The following is a 20,107-nucleotide window of genomic DNA, read 5'->3' on the forward strand; positions in this document are numbered from 1 at the left end:
CTTCACCCGAGAGGCCGCGTTGCCTCCTCCAGCCAGCCGCGCGTTCCTTCATCGACCTGCGGAGCGATCTCGCGCAGGACGCGGGCGTGATAGGCATCCACCCAGTCCCGTTCCTCCCGACTCAGTAGGCTCTCCTCGATCAACCGTCGATCCAGGGGCGCCAGGGTCAGGGTCTCGAATCCCAGCATCGGCCGCTCCCCCTCCTCTGAGGCACGCTGCACCACCACCAGGTTCTCGATGCGGATGCCGTAGGCGTTCGTCCTGTAGTAGCCGGGCTCGTTGGACAGGATCATGCCGGGCTGCAGGGCAACGGAGTCAGGTCGCTTGGCAATGCGCTGCGGTCCTTCGTGGACATTCAGATAGCTGCCCACGCCGTGGCCGGTCCCGTGATCGAAGTCTCGCCCCACCTCCCACAGCGGCCGGCGCGCCAGGACGTCCAGTTGTCCGCCACTGGTCCCCTGAGGGAAACGTACCGTCGCCACGGCAATGTGCCCCTTCAGGACGCGCGTATAGTTCTCCCGCATGTCCTGCGTCGGCGTCCCGATGGCGATCGTGCGTGTGACGTCTGTCGTCCCGTCCAGGTACTGCCCCCCGGAATCGACCAGATAGAGTTCGCCGGACTTGAGGGTGCGATTGCTGTCTTCCGTGACCCGGTAATGCACGATTGCCCCGTTGGGCCCCGATCCAGAGATCGTCTCGAAGGAGGTGTCGCGGAAATACTGTCCCTCGCGCCGGAACTCCAGCAGCCGCTGCGATGCCTCAAGCTCCGTCAAGTTCTCCCTGGCAGCAGCTCCGTCCAACCAATAGAGAAAGCGGCAGAGCGCCGCTCCATCGCGCAGGTGGGCCGCGCGTGTCCCGGCGACCTCAGTCTCGTTCTTGGCCGCCTTGGGCAGCTGACAGGGATCGGCTCCTGTTCGGATCTCCGCTTCGGCGCCGCGCAGGCGATCGAAGATCCACGCCACGGCGCTTTCCGGCTCGAGGCGGACGCACTTGCTCCCCAGCTCCCCCAGGGCTGCCGCGAAGCTATCGGCGGGGTGGAGGCGTACGGCTTCCCCCAGAAGCGCGGCCACTTCGTCCGGAACACGGCGGGCATTGATGAACCAGTCCACCCGGGCATCGGAATGAAGAATGGCGAAGGACAGTGCCAGCGGGCAGTGGGGAACGTCCGTGCCCCGGATATTCAGCAGCCAGGCTATGGAATCGCTGCGGGTCAGGACAACGGCATCCTGCTGATTGTCCTGCAGCACCTGCGACACGCGTTGGCGCTTGCTCTCCGAGCTTTCACCCGCAAAGGCCAGTGGATGCGTCTCCACGGTGCTGGCGGGAGGATCTGGCCGATCGCTCCAGATGCTGTCCAGGGGATTGTCCGGGCAGGCCGCCGCATCGCCGCCGACTCGTGCGCATTCGTCCTTCAGGGTTTCGACTTCCCTCTGGCTGTGCAGCCAGGGGTCATAGCCGAGCTGTCCACCCTCCGGCAGGTGCTCGGCCAACCAGGAGCGGCGCGGCTCTTCCGTGACGTGCCGAAAGGTCCAGCTATCACCGTCGCACTCGTTGCGAACCTGCAAGGTATAGCGGCCATCCACGAAGATTGCCGCCGCTTCCGCGAGGACCACCGCAAAGCCGGCGGACCCCGTGAACCCGGTCAACCAGGCCAGACGTTCCGCTGAGGGGGGGACATACTCCCCCTGGTACTCGTCGGAGCGGGGAATGATGAAGCCGTCCAGACCCCTGAGCCGCAGTTCGGCCCTGAGTGCGGCGAGTCGTGATCTCTGCTTGCTGTGCTCTGTCATTCCGCAAGGCTAGAACAAGAAAGCAGGCGGTTAAATCGCTATCCTGTATGACTGTCCCATCCTCTGGCTCCCACGGTCTTCGACGCTTCTGCCATGCGTTGTACACAGGCAGCTATGAGCGGGACACAAGGCATGCCCGCAAAGCATTGCTGCGGTGCAAAAAGTCTGCTGTTAAGTCGATGCCAACAGGCATACCTCTCTACTTGTAAGGGCGATGACAAAAGCGTTTCGGGCCATTTGCGACCCCACGCCCGAAATTGTGCAATGCAGAAATCTGAAAGGTAAAAAAAGATGACACGGCTAACGGAAGTTGAACTGGCGGAACTGAACAGAGCAAAGGTTCTCTCCCAGCCGATGAACGTTCAGCAGATCGTCGAGCAGGCCCATCGCCTGCGCGCCCAGGCCACCGCCGACATGATCGCGAAGGCCGCACGTGGACTGCGCCGGACGCTCCGCCTGAACCAACTGGGCACCTATATCACACGTCAGACGCTCTATGCGCGGACCTATCGTGAACTCAGCCAGCTGAGCGATCGCAGCTTGGCAGACATCGGAATCACCCGTTCCGAAATCGACAGCGTCGCGCGCGAACTGACCCAGACCGGAAGCCAGGCCACCGAGACCGGGGCGAAGGGTTTCTTCTCCACCCTGCGCGAAAAGCTTGCCCAGGCCCGCATGCGTCAGCAGACGCGTCGCCGCATTTCCGAGCTCGATGCCCGCATGCTGCAGGACATCGGCATCAACCCGCACGACAATATCGATGCGGCAATCGAGCGGATCATCAGCGAGCGCGAGGCCAACCGGACTGCGGCCCAGGCAGACGCCGCTGCCAATGCCAGGACCCCGATTGTCGAAGAGAAGCTTCGCACGGATTTGACCCGCGCGCTGCAGCCAGCCGCGAACCAGCCGGTCGAGAATGCCAAGGCAGCCTGACCTCCTGTTCGGACTGGTCTGTTCTTCAAAAGAAACGGCGGCTTTGGTCGCCGTTTCTTTTTTGCGCTCTGCATGGCAGCCATGACTGCATGGGCTGTGGCCTGGAATAGTGAATGAGGTAATCTCTCGGGCGTGAAACAGCTCCCACGGTGCAAGCACCGAGGCGGTGGCGGACAAGCAGAGGACGGCAGCATGCGACAAACCTGGTGGCGAGACCCGCTCGTAGCGCTGATTGCGGCTGCCCTTGTTCTGAGCTTGAGCATGGGTCTTCGCCAGACCTTCGGGTTGTTCATCGAACATCTGCACCTGACAACGGGCACCTCGATTTCCGGCATTTCGCTGTCCATCGCATTCCAGAACCTGCTCTGGGGAGCAGCGACGCCCTTCGTCGGCATGCTCGCCGATCGCTACGGTACCGGCCGCTGCCTCGTCGGCGGGGGTGTTCTGTACAGTGCGGGGCTGGCCATGCTGGCCTTTGCGGATTCGCCGCTGATGGTTCACCTGGGCGGAGGATTGCTGGTGGGTCTGGCTGTGGCCGCCACGGGCTTCCCCCTGGTCCTGGCAGCCGTAGCCCGCGTTGCCCCGGAAGACAAGCGCAGCACCTGGCTGGGCATCGCCTCGGCCGGCGGCTCGGCGGGGCAGTTCCTCCTGCTCCCGGCCAGCCAGACATCCATCAACACCTTTGGCGGCAGCATGACCTTCCTGATCATGGCCGCCCTGGCGTTCATCATGGTGTTCTGTGCCGCTTCGCTCGCCGGTCGGCCCGAGCAGCAGGTAGGTATCGATTCGCAGAGCCTGTCGGCGGCGATCGGCGAAGCCTCCAAGCACCACGGTTTCCTGCTCCTGACGGTCGGATTCTTCGTCTGCGGGTTCCACGTGGCTTTCATCGCCACCCACCTGCCAGGCTACATCGTGTCCTGTAACCTGCCGGCCTTTACCGGTGCCACGGCCCTTGGCATCATCGGCTTCTTCAACATCATCGGCAGCATGTCGGCAGGTACTCTCGGCGGACGTTTTCGCAAGAAGTATCTGCTTTCCGGCATCTACCTGGCACGCAGTCTCGTTATCGGCCTGTTCATGCTGGCCCCCAAGACCGAGCCGGTGGTCTGGCTCTTCTCGGCCTCGTTCGGCCTGCTCTGGCTATCGACCGTGCCGCTGACCAGTGGCCTCGTGGGTCAGATCTTCGGACCGCGCTACATGGCGACCCTGTTCGGCATCGTCATGTTCAGTCATCAGGTCGGCGCTTTCTTCGGCGCCTGGTTCGGCGGTCTCAGCGTAGACTATACCGGGGGTTACGAGACCGTCTGGATCATCTCGATCCTGCTCGGGCTCTTTGCCGCCGCCCTCCACTGGCCGATCGCCGACCGGCCGGTCGCACGACTGAGTGCCGCGGCAACCAAAGGCTAAGCATGCGGGACGAGCGGCAACAGGCCACCGTCGGTGCCACCTACGGCGTCACGGCTTTCCTTCTCTGGGGGGCGGGTCCCCTTTACTTCAAGGCCGTCGGACATGTGGGCACGCTCGAGGTCATGGCCCACCGCGTGGTCTGGTGCGTGGCCCTGCTGGCGATCCTGGTCACGCTGGTGCGCAGTTGGCCGCGTATCCTTTCCGCGCTCCGCGAGAAACGCACGCTGATGCTGCTGGCCTGCTCGACGGTGCTGATCTCCATCAACTGGATTACCTTCATCTATGCCGTCAACATCGACCGTGTGCTGGAGACCTCGCTCGGGTATTTCATCAACCCCCTGGTCTCCGTCTTCCTGGGCCTGATTTTCCTGGGCGAGAAGCTCAGCCTCTGGCGCTGGATCAGCGTCGGGCTCGCTTTCGCCGGCATTGGCGTGATGACCCTTGAGGTTGCGGGCCTGCCCTGGATCTCGCTCGCGCTGGCCTTCTCCTTCGGCTTTTACGGGCTGGTTCGCAAGAAGGCCACCCTGGAGTCCTTTGAAGGTCTGTTCCTGGAAACCCTGCTGATCTCGCCGATCGCGCTGATCTTCCTGCTGCATCTCGACTGGCAGGGGACGGGCCACTTCCTGCACAGCAACCTGACGACGAACCTGCTGCTGATCCTGGCCGGGCCGGTAACCGCCCTGCCGTTGCTGTTCTTCACCAGCGCGGCCCGGCGCCTCAGATTGTCCACCGTGGGGTTCCTGCAGTACCTGGCACCCAGCTGTCACTTCCTGCTGGCCATCTTCCTGTTCGGCGAAACCTTCACCCAGACGCACTTCATCACCTTCGGACTGATCTGGTGCGGCCTCCTGATCTACAGCGGTGAAAGCCTCTACGCCCGGCGTCAGCGCAACCGGGCCGCACTGACCTGACACAGGCCGTGCGCTATTCCACCCAGGCGATGCGCAGCACGTTCGTGGCCCCGGGGGTCCCGAAGGGTACACCGGCGGTCACCACCAGCTTGTCGCCTTGCCTGGCAAATTCCTCTTGCACGGCCATGCGCGTGGCCTTCTGCACCATTTCCTGAAAGTTTTTGACATCGGCAGTATGCACCGAATGGGCACCCCACAGCAGGACCAGGCGCCGCGCCGTCTCCAGCCGCGAGGTCAGCAGAAGAAGGGGCGCGGTGGGCCGACGCCGAGCGGCGCGCAGCGCTGTCGAGCCACTGGTGGTATAGGTTACGATCGCCGCCGATGAGATATTCTGGGCCACCTGCGCGGCGGCCGCGGAAATGGCATCAGCCGCATTGGGTTCGGTCTCTGGATGCAGCGCCTCGATGATCGGACGATAGGTCGAGTGCTGTTCGGTGTGCTTGATGATGCGATCCATCATTTCCACCGACTCGACCGGGTAGTGCCCTGCTGCGGATTCCGCCGACAGCATCACCGCATCAGATCCGTCATAAATCGCCGTGGCCACGTCGGAGGCTTCGGCGCGTGTCGGTGCCGGTGAATCGACCATGGAATCGAGCATCTGAGTCGCCACGACCACCGGCTTTCCGGCCAGGCGACAGGCATGGATGATCTCCTTCTGCCACCCGGGGACATCCTCCGGCGCCAACTCGACGCCGAGATCGCCTCGTGCCACCATGATGCCGTCGGAGAGTTCGACAAGCTGGTCCAGGCAGTCAAGGGCTGCAGGTTTTTCGATCTTGGACATGATGGCCGCCCGACCCGCCACCAGGCGGCGCAATTCTGCCACGTCTTCCGGGCGCTGGACGAAGGATAGCGCGACCCAGTCCACCCCCAGTTCCATGCCGAAGTCGAGATCAGCGCGATCCTTCTCCGTCAATGGCGAGATCGGCATGACGACGCCAGGCACGTTCACGCCCTTGCGCTCGCTCAAAATACCCCCGGTCACGACTTCCGTCTCCGCATAGCCGTTCCCGGCACGCTTCACCTGAAGGCGCAGCTTGCCATCATCGAGCAGGATGATGGTTTCCTCTTCCAGGGCTGAGAAGACCTCCGGATGCGGCAAGCAAACCCGCTGCCCGTTTCCCGGCGTATCGTCCAGGTCCAAGCGAAAGGCCTGCCCGCGCTCCAACCGGACTCCATTGTCCTCGAAACGACCGACGCGCAGTTTGGGCCCTTGCAGATCCTGCAGGATGGCAATGGGTCGTCCGCTCCGCTTCTCCAGCTGACGCAGGATATTGTAGCGTTCGCGATGGTCCTCGTGCGCGCCATGACTGAAATTCAGACGGAAGACATCGGCCCCCGCCTCGAATAGCTTGCCAATCACATCGGGATCGGTGCTCGCCGGCCCCAGTGTGGCTACGATCTTGGCGTTGCGTGCACGTCTCATGTAAAGACCTGTCCCTCCGGAAGAATCAAAACCGCCCTGAAATCATTCACATTGGTTCGTGTCGGCCCCGTCATGATCAGATCACCCAGGGCCGAAAAACATTCATAGCCATTGTTGTCCTCCAGCAGGCGCACCGGCGTCAAACCCAATTCCTTTGCCCGCTGCAGGCTGCCGGGGTCGACCAGGGCGCCGGCATTGTCCTCGGTGCCGTCCAGGCCATCGGTATCGCAGGCCAGCGCAAAGACGCCGGGCAGCGCCTCCAGGTCGACCATGAGCGAGAGCAGGAATTCCAGATTGCGGCCTCCTCGCCCCTGGCCCCGCACGGTCACGGTCGTCTCACCCCCCGACAGCAGGACACAGGGAGCCGCCAGCGGCTGGCCATGGTCGCGCACCTGACGCGCGATTCCGGAAAGCACGCGTCCCAGTTCCCGCGCCTCCCCCTCGATGGCATTGCCCAGGATCATGGGTGTGACCCCCGAGGCGCGCGCCTTGTCTGCGGCGGCCTCCAGGGCATCCTGGGGAGTCGCGATCATGTGATAGCTGGATCCGGCGAGGCGCGGATCCGCCGGCTTGGGCGTCTCCTCCACAGCTGCTTCGAAGCGCCTGCGCACGGCCTCCGGCATCTCGATACGATACTTCTTCAGGATATCCATCGCCTGGCCATAGGTGGTCGGGTCCGCGACGGTCGGCCCCGAGGCAATGACTCCGGGATCATCGCCGGGCACGTCCGAAATCGCGAAGGTCAACACGCGAGCGGGCGCAGCGGCGGCGGCCAGGCGCCCGCCTTTGATGGCCGAGAGATGCTTGCGCACGCAGTTCATCTCGGTGATATCCGCACCCGAGCGCAGCAGCGCCTTGTTCACCGCCCGCTTGTCCTCGAGGGTGATCCCCTCGGCCGGCAAGGAAAGCAGCGCGGATCCGCCCCCTGAAATCAGGCAGACCAGGGTATCCCCTTCGCCCAGGCCTTCCGCCAGGTCCAGGATCCGGCGCGCGGCAGTCTGCCCGGCTTCGTCGGGTACGGGGTGAGAGGCCTCGACCACCTCGATTGAACGACAGGGGGCGCCATGGTCGTAGCGAGTGATCACAAGCCCTTCCAGGTCTTCGCCCCAAGCTCTTTCCAGGGCCTGCGCCATGGACGCCGCCGCCTTGCCCGCACCGACCACGACACAGCGCCCCCCACGCGGCCGCTCCGGCAGTGCCGGTGGCAGGACCTTCAGGGGATCGGCGGCCGCCACCGCCGCCTGGAACAGGGCGTGAAGGAAATTGCGGCTTTCACGAAGGGTCATGGCATCTCCAATCACACGCTCCTGCCCGGTGGCACCGGCTTTTCCTGGGCCCTATGCCTGTCTACCGACGGCTGCCCTGTCGACTTCCGGGTCCTCGCCGGAGGCTTGCCGATAGCGACGCAGGATACTGTCCAGGTGTTCGGCCATGGCGTTCGCGGCCGCATCCTGGTCACGCGCACGAATGGCCTCAGCAATGCGACGGTGATGGTCGAGGAAGCGGGCATCGTCCTCCGGAGTGGCATAGAGAGCATAGCGATGGAAGGAGAACATCTTCTCCAGCGTATCCCCCAGTACCGACATCAGGTGCTGATAGACCGCACTGCCGCTTGCCCGGGCAATCGCCAGATGAAAGTGCAGGTCGTCCTCGGCCTTGTGGCGCGGCGCACGGGCACTATCGGCCATGCTGCGATAGGCCTCCTCGATCTCGCGCACCTGATTCTCGCTGGCATTCTGCGCCGCCCGACGGGCCGCCCAGACTTCGAGATGTGCCCGCATCTCGGCCAGGTCGTTCAGGTTGCGCTGGTCGGCCTGGAGCAGGCTGATCAGGCCGGAATCCAGCTCCTCGGCCATCCCCACCACACGTGTTCCCCCACCCTGAACGGCGGACAGGAACCCCCGTGCCTTCAATTGCTGCAGGGCGGCCCGCACGGAGACACGGCTTACGCCCATCCTGTCGGCAAGTTGGCGCTCGCCCGGCAGGCGTTCGCCAGGTGCCAGCTTGCCGTTGACGATCAGACGGGTCAGTTCCTGGGCCACCCGCTCCGAGACGCGTTCACGATGAATCTCCTGAAAGCGATCATCCCGGTCGGAAAGCGGTGTTATTTTCGAAGAAAACATCAAAGGGCTAAGCTGCGATTGGAGCGTCACAGGCCAGGACAGCCGTGATCTTTCGAGACTGCCCCGCAGGGCGCCGTGGCGTCAAGCGATAGCGGACTCTGCCTTCCAAGCAGGGGTCGCCTTGGTCCTACCACCAAAGAACTCCACTACACCCATTTCTGCGTCCCATTTCCGCCACGGATAGATGCAATTCTAGCTTTAACGGGGCGGTAATAAACCCTGTAGAAAAATAGCTGCATTGCGCAAGTAGCCGCATGAGTTAACCAAACTCGGAGTTGACGATGTCAGCAGCGCCAGGTAGGCCGCTGTCAGCTGTGGAACTGATCAGGGTCTGTTCCAGCCATGAGCGCTGGCTGACTGGTCATCCCGGCGGCAGGCGGGCCGACCTTTGCTCTATGGATCTTTCCGGGCTGGACCTGAGTGGCAGCCGGCTTAGCCATGCGCGGCTTTCGGGGGCCTGCCTGAAGGGCGCGCGCCTGATCGGCTGCGATCTTTCGGATGCCGACCTGAGCGGTGCTGACCTCAGCGAGGCCGATCTGACCGGGGCCCGCTTGCGCGGAACCTTCCTTTGCGGTGCCGCGCTTTCCGGCAGCCGGCTGACCGGCTGCGACCTGAGGGCAGCGAATTTCCAGCCACCAGGATGGCCCGAAGCCGCTGGTCATGCCACAGAGACAGGCAGCACAGGCCCTCGCAGGAGTGGCCGCACCGTGATCCGCCACGCCAACCTGGTCCGCGCCAACCTGGAGAATGCACGCCTGGCCGGGACATCCTTCGCGAAAAGCAACCTGGCAGCAGCCAATCTGCGCAATGCCGACCTGAACGACAGCGAGCTCAACGATTGCAACCTGCGCAACGTAGACCTCTGCAATGCCCGCCTGCGAAATGCACGGCTGCGCCGAAGCGACCTGAGCGGCGCGCAGCTTCAGGACGCGGATTTCGAGAACGCGGTCCTGGATGGCAGCATCATGATCGGCACCTCCCTGGAAGGTGTAAAGCTGACTGCTGGGCAGATGCGTCAGATCACCCTGTCGCGCCGCATCTCAAGTGACCTGGCGGCGATGATCACGGCCATACAGGCCCATGGCCGCTGGGTCGACAGCAGCGGCAAGCGCGGCGAGCGCGCCTTGCTCGAAGGAGTCGACCTTTCCCGCTGCGATCTGACCGGAATCAACCTGAGCGGCGCAATCCTGCGCGGTTCCAACCTCCAGGGCGTGGTCCTCAACAATGCCTTGCTGGTCCTGACGGATCTCAGCGGGGTCGACATGACCGGGGCTTCGTTGCGCAACGCCTGCCTGGCTGGGGCAAACCTGAGCCACGCGGTTCTGCGGGGTGCCGACCTTACCGCGGCCCGAATAATGGACGCGCCCGCCCCGCACAACGAGAAGGGCGTCATCGAAAACTATCATACCCGCCTTATCGGCACCGACTTGCGTGACGCGATCCTCTGCGAAGTTCGCTTCGAAGGCGCAGTAACCCGCGGATGGCAATACGAAGGTGCGGTTTTCGACCGCGATCTGAAGACTTCCTCGCGGGTTGCCTGACTGACCCTCTCGAAACCCCTTGGTGAAAGAAAAGCCGGCAGAAACAGGTCTCACGCGGCAGAAGTGAGGCTATCGCCCTCGCGTTCCGCATCGAGATCGACAGCCGTTCGAATCACGGCCTTGAGCGGAAGATGGTCGGATGCCAGCCGTGCCAGGGGGGTGTCATGGACCTCGAGGCTGGAAATCAGGGATTGCGGGCTGGCCAGGACTCGATCCAGGGCCCAAAGGGGATAGCTGGCCGGGAAACTGGGCACGGCAGCGTCCAACGGGCCAAAGACAGGCTCCAGCTCGCGCAGTGCGGAGCGCTGACCGAGCCGCCATTCATTGAGATCGCCCATCAGCAGGACCGGCCGTTCGTCGGCGGGCTTCGCAGCCTGCATCAGCTTGCGGATCTGAAGGGCACGACAACGGCGCAACAGGCCCAGATGGGCGGCGATAATGCGCAGGGGTCCCGAGGCAAGCTCCAGGTCCACGACCAGGGCCCCGCGCGGCTCTACCCCGGGAAGCAGGATCCGTTCCGCCTCCACCGTCACACCCTCGCGTGACAACACGACATTGCCGTGCCAGCCCAGACTGTTGCCGGGAAGCGAGGACACGACGGGCACAAGGCCGGTTTCCGTTCTCAGCCTGTCAGGATCCAGCAGTCCGTTACGCTTTCCAAAACGCTGGTCGACTTCCTGCAGGGCAATCACGTCCGGGGCGATTTCCCGGATCACCTCTATGGTGCGCTCCGGGTCGAACTGACCGTCCAGGCCGACGCACTTGTGGATATTGTAGGAGGCGATCAGGAGGCCATCGCTTACGCCTTCAGGATCCGCCTCGCCATAGGAGCGGCGTTTCTTCAGGAAGCTCGAAGCCCCCTGCGGCCGGATATTCCTGAAGCTGTCCACGGCCGTTTCCTTGACCCGGCGCATGGTCCGGGACGTCACCATCTGCCTCTTCCGTCTGGTGGAAAGGATCTTTTCTGTCGCATTCTGTTGTCTCTAAAGGACATCCTCGGCCGGATATGGTTATTGCAATACCTTGATACCATAAAGTAGGAGAAGCGGGCTACAGCTTCGCTTCGACACCAGAGGGGCCGTCAAGGGCTCATTCCGGACAGATGGACTTCCTCTTCATACCCCTGGACGTACTGTTCGTCCTTTCCGGCGTCATCCTGGTCTTTCTTCTCGCCTCCACCCTGGCCGTCTATTCCTATGGCCGGTTCGCGGAGCGCGTCCGGGGCAAACCCTCTCATGCCCTGGAAACCGAGGATACGGGAACGGAACTGGATCGCAGCATCGCACCCAGAGTAGAGGATCATCCGGACCAAAGTGGCCTGATGCTGATGCCCGGCAACCTCCAGGCCTTCGCCGCCCGCGCCCATGCCGCAAAGAGCGCGGGACGCAGCCTGGACATGCAGTACTACTACTGGCGCGACGATCTGACAGGCGGCCTGCTCGCCCGCGAGATCGTCGAAGCCGCTGATCGTGGCGTACGCGTACGGCTTTTGATCGACGACATCAATACGAGCGGGAACCACCAGAACTACCTGGCGCTCGACAGTCACCCCAACATCGAGGTGCGCCTGTTCAACCCCTGCCGCGCCCGCGCCAACGCCCTGCGGCGGGGAGTGGAAATGCTGCTGCGAATCTTCAGCACGACGCGCCGCATGCACAACAAGGCCTGGATTGCCGACGGACGCCTTGCCATCGTCGGCGGGCGCAACATAGGCGATGCCTATTTCGATGCCTCCGAGGGGGTGAACTTCAGGGACATGGACCTGCTGCTGCTGGGCAAGGCGGTGCAGCAGACGGAAGCCATTTTCGACAGTTACTGGAACAGCACCTCTGTCCTGCCCGTGGCTGCGCTGGAACGATCCCACAAGGGCAATCTTGCGAGGTTTCGGAAAAAGCTGGACCGGCTGGCCGAAAGCAGGCTGGCTCAACCCTACCTCCATCGCGTAGCGCAGGAACGCAATGCCGAAAGGATGCTGTCCAGGCGACAGCGTCTCTATTGGTCCAGGGAGGTGACGGTGGTTTCCGACCCGCCCGAGAAGGCGGCGGCCAGGGGCCGCGACAGCTGGCTCGCGCGCGCAATCTTTCCCATGATGATTGCCGCCGAACGCGAGCTGCAGATTACATCGCCCTACTTCATTCCCGGTGAAGCCGGAGTCAAACGGCTGGCCAGCCTGGCACAGCAGGGGGTGGAGGTCTCGATCCTGACCAATTCGCTGGCATCCACCGATGTGGCGGCGGTCTATGGGGCTTACGCCAACTACCGGAAAACCCTGCTCGAGGCCGGGGTGAAGCTCTTCGAGCTGCGGCCGCAGGCGGGCAGGCGTAACATCTCACTGTTCGGCTCGCGCTCTGCACGGCTGCACACCAAGGCCTTCACGACGGACGGGCACAGCGGCTTCATCGGCTCTTTCAATTTCGATCCACGCTCTGTCTCCCTGAACACCGAGATGGGGGTGATCTTCCGTCATGGACGGTTGGTGGAAGATGTCCGCGATATCTTCGACGAACAAAGCGACCCGGAAAACAGCTATTCCCTGGCCCTGAAGGAGGACGAGATTGTCTGGCTGGACGGCCGGGAGGGCGCCGTGGAGGAGTGCCACCACACACCGGAGGCCGGCTTCTGGCGCCGCCTGACAGCCGCTGTCATCGGTATCCTGCCCGTGGAGTCCCAGCTATAAGCCCTGAGGGACCGCGGCCCGCAACTTTGATCGCGACAGGGACACGGGCCAGGAGTAAAGCTTTCATAACCACCCCTTATACGGAGAAAACCATGTCCGGCGGCTTTTCCATGGATGCGCAGACCCTGCGCAAGTACAGCACCTGGGTCATGATCTATGGCATCGTTCTGGTCCTTCTGGGGGCTTTTGCCATCGTCGTGCCGGGAGTGACCACGATCGCAGTTGAGCTGATGGTCGGCTGGCTGCTGCTGATCAGTGGCCTCATCGGCCTGATCTCAATTTTCCGCAGCGGAACGGACAGCCCGGGATTCTGGTGGAACCTGCTGGGTGCCGTCATCTTCCTGCTGGCCGGCATCGCCCTGCTCTGGGACCCGATCGCCGGGACGGTGACACTGACGCTCATCCTGGCAGCCTACCTGCTGGCCACGGGCGTCGCCAAGCTGATCGCCATGCCGCATTACAGACGGACCATCTCGGGTAGCTGGGGCTGGATCCTGTTCAGCGCGATCGTGGACATCGTCCTCGGCCTGCTGATCGTCTCCGGACTGCCGGGGAATGCCCTGTGGATTCTCGGCCTGTTCGTCGGGATCAACCTGCTCTTCTCGGGCATTGCCCTCACCTTCACTGCCCTCGAGGCGCGAAAGGCGGCCGGACAGTAGCGACATGCCCGGTCGACCGACTCAGTCAAGTCCGGCCATCCGGCGCCAGTCCTCCTCGCTGAGAAGCTGCACACCCAGATCCTGCGCCTTGCGAGCCTTGGACCCGGCATCCGCACCGGCAACGACATAGTCGGTCTTCGACGAGACTGAGCCCGCCACCTTTGCCCCCAGGGCCTCGGCCCGGGCCTTGGCCTCGCTGCGCGTCATGCTCTCCAGGGTTCCGGTAAAGACCAGGGTCCTACCCGACAGCTCGGACTCCTCGCTCTGCGGCGCTTCGTAGCTCTCGACCTCGACTTCCCGCAGCAGGTCCTCCAGAAGCTCCAGGTTATGGGCTTCGCCAAAGAAGCCGATCAGATCCTGGGCCACGGCCTCTCCGATGCCGTCGATGGCCAGCAGGTCCGCATACGCCGTAGACTCCCTGTCCTGGGCCTCGCTCATTGCGGCACGCAACGACTCAAGACTTCCGTAGCTGCGCGCCAGCAGGCGTGCCGTCGTCTGGCCGATGCGCCGAATCCCCAGGGAGAAGAGAAAGCGGTCCAGTTCGATCCGTCGCCGCGCCTCGATGGCCTCGAAGAGATTCTGCGCCGACTGACGCCCCCAGCCGGGTTGCCGGCTCAGGGCTTCCAGGCTGTCGCTGCCATGGCTCTCGTGCAGACGGAAGATATCGCCCGGCGTTTTCACCCAGCCCTTCTCCCATAGGAATTGCACCTGCTTCTCGCCAAGTCCCTCGATGTCGAAAGCATCCCGGCTGACGAAGTGGCGCAGGCGCTCCACCGCTTGGGCCGGACAGATCAGTCCGCCAGTACACCGCCGCACGGCCTCGTCCAGTTCGCGAATCGCCTGGCTGCCGCATTCGGGACAGATTTCCGGGAAGACATAGGGCGTGCTGTCCGCGGAACGTTTCTCCGGAACGAACTCCAATACCTGGGGGATCACGTCGCCGGCCCGCTGCAGGACGACGGTATCGCCAACCCGCAGGTCCTTGCGGTGAATCTCGTCCTCGTTGTGCAGTGTGGCACGCGACACCAGCACCCCGCCCACATTCACCGGCTCCAGGATCGCCACGGGCGTGAGCGCCCCCGTGCGGCCCACCTGGATATCGATTTCCTTCAACAGGGTCTGTGCCTTCTCGGCGGGGAACTTGTGCGCCACCGCCCACCGAGGCGCGCGACTGACGTATCCCAGGCGCTGCTGCAGGGCGATGCTGCTCACCTTGTAGACGACACCGTCGATATCGTAGTCCAGCTCCGCACGCCCGCTCTCGATCTCGCGATAGAGCGCGAGCAGCTCATCCGCGCTGGAACAGAGTCGCGCCAGGGGATTCACCGGGAAGTGCCAGTCCTTCAGCTTCTCCAGGAAGGCCCAGTGCGTGTCGGCAATGTCCTCGCTCAACTCGCCCCAGGAATAGGCGAAGAATCTCAGGGGCCGTTCCGCCGTGATCTTCGTATCCAGCTGGCGCAGCGACCCCGCCGCTGCGTTGCGTGGATTGGCGAAGATCTTGCCCCCCTTCTCCTCCTGCCGGCGATTGAGTTCGGCAAAGGCGGACTTGGTCATATAGACCTCGCCGCGCACTTCCAGCACGTCCGGTACGGGACCGGCGATACGCTGGGGAAGGTCCTCGAGAGTTCTCAGGTTGGCGCTCACATCCTCGCCTTCGCGCCCGTCTCCTCGCGTGGCGCCTTGCACGAAACGACCGCCCTCGTAGCGCAGGGTGATGGACAGTCCGTCGATCTTGGGTTCCGCCACGAAGTCGACCTGGTCCGTCTCGCCCAACCCCAGAAAGCGACGGACACGGGCCACGAAATCACGCAGTTCCTGCTCGTCGAACACGTTGCCCAGCGAGAGCATGGGCACGCTGTGGCGCACCTTGCCGAAACCGGAGGCAGGGGCCGCCCCGACGCGGGACGAGGGGCTGTCCTCACGCACTAGGTCAGGAAAACGGGCCTCTATCTCGGTATTGCGTTGGCGCAAGGCGTCATAGGCCGCATCGTCGATTTCCGGCGCGTCCTGCTGGTAATAGAGGCGGTCATGACGGGCGATCTCTCCGGCCAGCCGCTCCAGCTCGCGCGCGGCCTCGTCCCGGCTTAGGTCCTCGACGTTCTTGGTCTCTGCGCTCATGACTCCCTCATCAGGCGCTGCGCCGCCGCACGAGCTTCCTGTGTGATCTCGGCTCCGGACAGCATCCGCGCCACCTCCTCGCGGCGGCTCTCGTCCTCCAGCCGATCCACGCGCGTCAGCACGCTGCTGTCATCGTCTTCCTTGACGACTCGCCAATGATGGCGCCCACGCGCGGCCACCTGCGGGCTGTGCGTGATGACCAGCAGCTGCCGGCTGACAGCCAAGCGTGCCAGGCGCTCGCCGATGGCATTTGCCGTTGCCCCACCGACACCACTGTCCACCTCGTCGAAGATCAATGTCTCCACCGTCGAGGCCTCGGCCAGAACCACCTTGAGCGCCAGCAGGAAGCGCGCCAGTTCACCGCCTGACGCGATCTTGTTCAGCGGTCCGGGCTTGGCGCCCGGATTCGTCGCCACCTCGAATTGTATGCGCTCCATGCCCTGAGCGCCCCAGGACGCCTCAGGCTGCTGCGTGACCTGACAGACGAACCGCGCCTTTTCCAGGCGCAGGGGCGGCAACTCGCGGTTTACGGCCTCGGACAGTTTTTCCGCAACCTGCATGCGCCGCTCCATCAGCCCGGCAGCGGAGTCATGGTAATGCTTGGCCGCCTCGCGCGCCTGGCGATCCAGTTCGGCCAGCTTCTCGTTGCCGCCGTCGATCCCAGCCAGGCGGGAAGCGAAATCCTCGCGCAGGGCCGGCAATTCATCCGGTTCGCAGCCGTGCTTGCGCGCCATGTCCTTGAGCGCGAAGAAACGGGTCTCGATCTCCTCGAGACGCTTGGGTTCGAGGTCAAGATCCGCCGTTACGGAACTCAGCTCCGCCTCGGCATCGGCCACCTCCGCCGCAGCACGTTCCAGGGCCGCCAGGACCTTGTCGAGCCGGCCTTCCGCCTTGTCCGCCACTTTCTCCAGCTGGCGCTGCGCGTTCGCCAGGGCACGCTCGGCACCGCTGCTGCCATCGCCTTCCAGCTCCGCGGCCGCACCGTTCAGGGCTTCCAGCAGGCGCTCGGCATTCATCAGGAACTGCCGCTGCTCGCCCAGCCGAGCGTCCTCACCGGGTTGCGGGTCCAGGGTTTCCAGTTCGTCCAGGGCATGGCGCAGGAAATCCTCGTCCCGGCGCGCCTGTTCCAGCTTCTGACGGGCGTCCTCCAACTGACGACGCAGGTCCTGCCAGTGCCGCCAATGATCGGCCACCTGCCGCGCCTCCGACTCGAGCCCGCCATAGGCATCCAGCAGGCTGCGGTGCGTCGCAGCGTCCAACAGGCCATGCTGGGCGAACTGGCCCTCGATCTCGACCATGACATCGCCCACGGAGCGCAGCAGGGAGACGGAGACCGGCTGGTCGTTGATATAGGCGCGGCTGCGCCCCTCCGGATTGACCGTGCGGCGCAGCACCAGAAGGTCTTCTTCCAGTGTCATGTCCTGATCGGCCAGGAAACGGACGACAGGATGCTCGCCCGATATCTCGAAACTGGCGGTGACGGAGGCCTGGTTGCTTCCCTGGCGCACCAGGCCGGCCTCGGCCCGCATGCCCAGGCTCAGCCCGAGCGCGTCCAGCAGGATGGATTTGCCGGCCCCTGTCTCTCCGGTCAGGACGCTGAGCCCGCTGTCAAACGTCAGGTCGAGACGATCGATCAGGACAACGTTGCGGATCGAAAGGCCAACGAGCATCGTCCGTCAGAATACAGAATCCCACACCCCCGAGATCCAGGAGCCTTCACGTCGTTCGGGACGGAGATCCTCACCGGTCAGCAGGGCGTAGGAATCGATGTACCATTCACTGCCCGGGTAGTTGTGTCCCAGGACAGCCGCCGTGGACTGAGCTTCGTCATAGACCCCGAGCGCCATGTAGGCCTCCACCAGTCGGTGCAGGGCCTCGGGAACATGTGTGGTGGTCTGATAATCGCGGACCACGGTCTGGAAGCGGTTGATCGCCGCCAGGTACTCGCCGCGCCGCAGGTAGTAGCGGCCGATCGACATGTGCTTGCCGGCTAGGTGGTCCACCGCCAGGTCGATCTTCAACTCCGCATCGCGCGCATAGGCCGACTCCGGGAAGCGGTTCACCACCGCCTCAAGGGAATCCAGCGCCTCACGCGTCATGCTCTGGTCGCGCTCGACATCCGAAATCTGCTCGTAATAGCAGATCGCCTTCATGTAGTAGGCATAGTCGATGTTCGGATGGCCGGGATTGAGCTGGATGAATCGATCCAGGGCCAGGATGGCCTCGTCGTACTGCTGTGCTCGATAGTGGGCATAGGCAGCCATCAGCTGGGCGCGAGGGGCCCAGGACGAATAGGGATGCTGGCGTTCGACCTCGTCGAAATTGCTGACCGCCGCATCGTAATTGTTATCGGCCAGGGCATTCAGCCCCATGTTGTAGAAATCTTCTGCCGGTCGCTCGACATAGGCGTCCTCATCGGACGATGACGAGCAGGCCGCCACCAGGAGAAGGGACGCCGCCACGAGAGGCAGCACAAACGTGTTCTTCAATGATTTTGTGTCGCGGCGCTTCATACCGGGATCGGCCTCCAGCGAGAATGGACGCCAGACTATAGGATTAAGCCCGTTACACCTCAAGCGGGCCGCGCCAAATAATCCACTGATCCTGCATATTGTCTCCCGCGGCCCGCTGTCCGGATGGACAGCGGGCTGGTGCGGAGACAGTCGGATCAAGGCCTTTAGTTGGCCTGGCGGCGCAGGAACGCCGGAATATCAAGAAGCTCTTCGTCTTCCTTGCTGGAAGATGCGTGCTCCTTGGGCTCCATGCCGGTGAACGAGGGTTGCTGCGCTGGCTCCTCGGACGCCGGACGCGAGGAGGAGCGATCCAGGGACGGTTCAATGCGCGGCTGGGCCGGTGCATTGCCGCGACTCTGGCTCTCCTCGTCCTGGTTGCGGGCCTGCCTGGCCTTGTTTCCGGCTCCAGTCAGGCGACCGAACAGGGAGTAGGCCTTATTGCGCATGGGCGACTCGCCCTGCTCGTCTTCTGCTCCCTGGCTGTCCTGGCGGCCGGCTCTCCTGCCGCTGGCGTTCGCCATTTCCGCAGCCTGATAGGCATTCGCCTGGCGTCCGGGTGAGGCTTCCGGTACCGGACGGCTGCGCGGGCGCATCGGCTCCGGCATGGTGAAGCTGTCTTCGGCGGAAGGAGCCAGCTCCTCCTCGACCCGATCGGCAGCAGCCCCCTCCTCAGCCGGGCCTTCGGCCCTGGCGTCCGGTGCGTCCTCGCTCACCGCGGATTCGCGGGAGAGCAGCATCTCCTCCTCCGAAGAGTCGGATTCGGCCACCTGCAGGGGCTGTCGATCCTCCCGGGTTTCGGCAGCAGCGGAAGGCTGGGAAAGGTGCTCTTCCTCGGCCGTCGGCTGCTGGGCCATGGCAGTCGCCGTGGCGGTTGCCGCCCCGGACACGGCCGGACGGACCGAGCCTGTGGAAGCCGCTGCGCCGGCACTGGGACGGGCTGCTTCACCGCTTGCCTTGCCCTGGCCCGAGACCAGGCTGAGATTGCCCGGACGCGGCTGGGTGGCCGCTTCCATCTCGATGCCGGTGGATACCACCGAGACCCGCATGCGCCCGTTCAGGCTTTCATCGAAGGTCGAGCCGAAGATGATGTTCGCCTCGGGGTCGACCTCGTCCCGGATCCGGTTGGCGGCCTCGTCGGCCTCGAACAGGGTCATGTCCTCGCCGCCGGTGATGTTGATCAGCACACCGCGGGCCCCGCACATGGACACGTCATCCAGCAGCGGGTTGGAAATGGCTGCCTCGGCGGCCGCGATGGCGCGGTTGTCGCCTTCGGCCTCGCCGGTACCCATCATGGCCTTGCCCATCTCCGTCATGACGGCACGGATATCGGCGAAGTCCAGGTTGATCAGGCCCGGCATGACCATCAGGTCGGTCACTCCGCGCACGCCGGAGTAGAGAACGTCATCCGCCATCTTGAAGGCATCGGCGAAGGTCGTCTTCTCCGTGGCGATGCGGAAGAGGTTCTGGTTCGGAATGATGATCAGGGTATCCACGTACTGCGAGAGTTCCTGGATGCCCTGTTCGGCCATGCGCATGCGATGGATGCCCTCGAACTGGAAGGGCTTGGTCACCACACCGACGGTCAGCAGGCCGGCCTCGCGGGCTGCCCTGGCAATGACGGGGGCGGCACCGGTGCCGGTCCCGCCGCCCATGCCGGCGGTGATGAAGACCATGTTGGTCCCGTCGAGATGCGTCAGCACCTCCTCCAGGGCCTCCTCGGCCGCGGCCCGGCCCACGTCGGGACGCGAGCCAGCACCCAGGCCGCTGGTGATGTTGCGGCCCAGCTGGATACGCTCCTCGCAGAGCGACTGCTGCATGGCCTGGGAATCGGTGTTCGCGATCACGAATTCGACCCCGTCCAGATTGGACCGGATCATGTTGTTGACGGCATTGCCGCCGGCTCCGCCGACACCGATGACGGTGATCCGCGGACGGAGAACCTCCTGGGTTTCCGGTACGCTCAGATTAAGACTCATGTCTGCCTCCGCTTAGTCTAGCAGGTTGAT

At 63.9% G+C, this 20,107-nt stretch carries 15 protein-coding genes; 6 read left to right on the forward strand and 9 right to left on the reverse strand.

Features of this window, described 5'->3' with window-relative positions:
* Nucleotides 1-2 precede the first annotated feature (2 nt).
* On the reverse strand, nt 3-1,790 hold the full coding sequence (locus tag ACFOW6_RS00450; protein WP_382420026.1) for an aminopeptidase P family protein: 1,788 nt from the start codon (nt 1,788-1,790) through the stop codon (nt 3-5).
* Between the two features lie 291 nt (nt 1,791-2,081).
* Between ACFOW6_RS00450 and ACFOW6_RS00455 the strand changes: the two genes are divergently transcribed.
* The 3 genes from ACFOW6_RS00455 (at nt 2,082) to rarD (ending at nt 5,041) form a co-directional block, all read left to right on the forward strand.
* On the forward strand, nt 2,082-2,723 hold the full coding sequence (locus tag ACFOW6_RS00455; protein ID WP_382420028.1) for an RSP_7527 family protein: 642 nt from the start codon (nt 2,082-2,084) through the stop codon (nt 2,721-2,723).
* A 192-nt stretch (nt 2,724-2,915) separates the two neighbouring features.
* A complete protein-coding gene (locus ACFOW6_RS00460; protein WP_382420029.1) occupies nt 2,916-4,130 on the forward strand; it encodes an MFS transporter in 1,215 nt (404 codons plus the stop codon).
* 2 nt (nt 4,131-4,132) lie between these two features.
* Nucleotides 4,133-5,041 carry an EamA family transporter RarD gene (gene rarD, locus ACFOW6_RS00465; RefSeq protein WP_382420031.1) on the forward strand — a complete coding sequence of 303 codons (909 nt, stop codon included), beginning with the start codon at nt 4,133-4,135 and terminating at the stop codon, nt 5,039-5,041.
* Between the two features lie 13 nt (nt 5,042-5,054).
* Here rarD and pyk read toward each other — a convergent pair whose 3' ends face one another.
* From pyk to ACFOW6_RS00480, 3 genes are read right to left on the reverse strand one after another with little or no spacing between them, the layout of a single operon-like run.
* The gene (pyk, locus tag ACFOW6_RS00470; RefSeq protein ID WP_382420033.1) at nt 5,055-6,470 is read right to left on the reverse strand and encodes a pyruvate kinase; all 1,416 of its coding nucleotides are present in this window, start codon (nt 6,468-6,470) and stop codon (nt 5,055-5,057) included.
* Nucleotides 6,467-7,756 carry a glycerate kinase type-2 family protein gene (locus tag ACFOW6_RS00475; RefSeq protein WP_382420035.1) on the reverse strand — a complete coding sequence of 430 codons (1,290 nt, stop codon included), beginning with the start codon at nt 7,754-7,756 and terminating at the stop codon, nt 6,467-6,469. The genes pyk and ACFOW6_RS00475 overlap by 4 nt, the downstream gene beginning before the upstream one ends.
* Nucleotides 7,757-7,807: 51 nt before the next feature.
* Nucleotides 7,808-8,593: a FadR/GntR family transcriptional regulator gene (locus tag ACFOW6_RS00480; protein ID WP_382420037.1), complete on the reverse strand. Its 786-nt coding sequence runs from the start codon at nt 8,591-8,593 to the stop codon at nt 7,808-7,810.
* A gap of 281 nt (nt 8,594-8,874) precedes the next feature.
* On the opposite strand from ACFOW6_RS00480, the gene ACFOW6_RS00485 reads away from it, so the two are divergent.
* A complete protein-coding gene (locus ACFOW6_RS00485) occupies nt 8,875-10,134 on the forward strand; it encodes a pentapeptide repeat-containing protein (RefSeq protein ID WP_382420039.1) in 1,260 nt (419 codons plus the stop codon).
* Between the two features lie 50 nt (nt 10,135-10,184).
* On the opposite strand, the gene ACFOW6_RS00490 is transcribed toward ACFOW6_RS00485, so the two are convergent.
* Entirely contained in the window at nt 10,185-11,066 is an 882-nt protein-coding gene (locus ACFOW6_RS00490) for an endonuclease/exonuclease/phosphatase family protein (protein ID WP_382420041.1), read from the reverse strand.
* A gap of 170 nt (nt 11,067-11,236) precedes the next feature.
* Between ACFOW6_RS00490 and ACFOW6_RS00495 the strand changes: the two genes are divergently transcribed.
* Together ACFOW6_RS00495 and ACFOW6_RS00500 are read left to right on the forward strand one after the other, a co-directional pair.
* Entirely contained in the window at nt 11,237-12,811 is a 1,575-nt protein-coding gene (locus ACFOW6_RS00495; protein ID WP_382420043.1) for a phospholipase D family protein, read from the forward strand.
* A gap of 92 nt (nt 12,812-12,903) precedes the next feature.
* Nucleotides 12,904-13,470: an HdeD family acid-resistance protein gene (locus ACFOW6_RS00500; protein WP_382420045.1), complete on the forward strand. Its 567-nt coding sequence runs from the start codon at nt 12,904-12,906 to the stop codon at nt 13,468-13,470.
* 21 nt (nt 13,471-13,491) lie between these two features.
* On the opposite strand, the gene ligA is transcribed toward ACFOW6_RS00500, so the two are convergent.
* From ligA to ftsZ, 4 genes are all read right to left on the reverse strand, one after another.
* The gene (gene ligA, locus ACFOW6_RS00505; RefSeq protein ID WP_382420047.1) at nt 13,492-15,588 is read right to left on the reverse strand and encodes an NAD-dependent DNA ligase LigA; all 2,097 of its coding nucleotides are present in this window, start codon (nt 15,586-15,588) and stop codon (nt 13,492-13,494) included.
* Entirely contained in the window at nt 15,585-17,258 is a 1,674-nt protein-coding gene (recN, locus tag ACFOW6_RS00510) for a DNA repair protein RecN (protein ID WP_382420049.1), read from the reverse strand. The genes ligA and recN overlap by 4 nt, the downstream gene beginning before the upstream one ends.
* Before the next feature lie 6 nt (nt 17,259-17,264).
* The gene (locus tag ACFOW6_RS00515; RefSeq protein WP_382420051.1) at nt 17,265-18,101 is read right to left on the reverse strand and encodes an outer membrane protein assembly factor BamD; all 837 of its coding nucleotides are present in this window, start codon (nt 18,099-18,101) and stop codon (nt 17,265-17,267) included.
* 164 nt (nt 18,102-18,265) lie between these two features.
* Complete coding sequence (gene ftsZ, locus ACFOW6_RS00520) at nt 18,266-20,077, reverse strand: cell division protein FtsZ (protein WP_382420053.1); 1,812 nt, start codon at nt 20,075-20,077, stop codon at nt 18,266-18,268.
* Nucleotides 20,078-20,107: the final 30 nt, after the last annotated feature.

Source organism: Fodinicurvata halophila (assembly GCF_042651425.1).
GTDB classification, from domain to species: domain Bacteria; phylum Pseudomonadota; class Alphaproteobacteria; order Kiloniellales; family DSM-21159; genus Fodinicurvata; species Fodinicurvata halophila.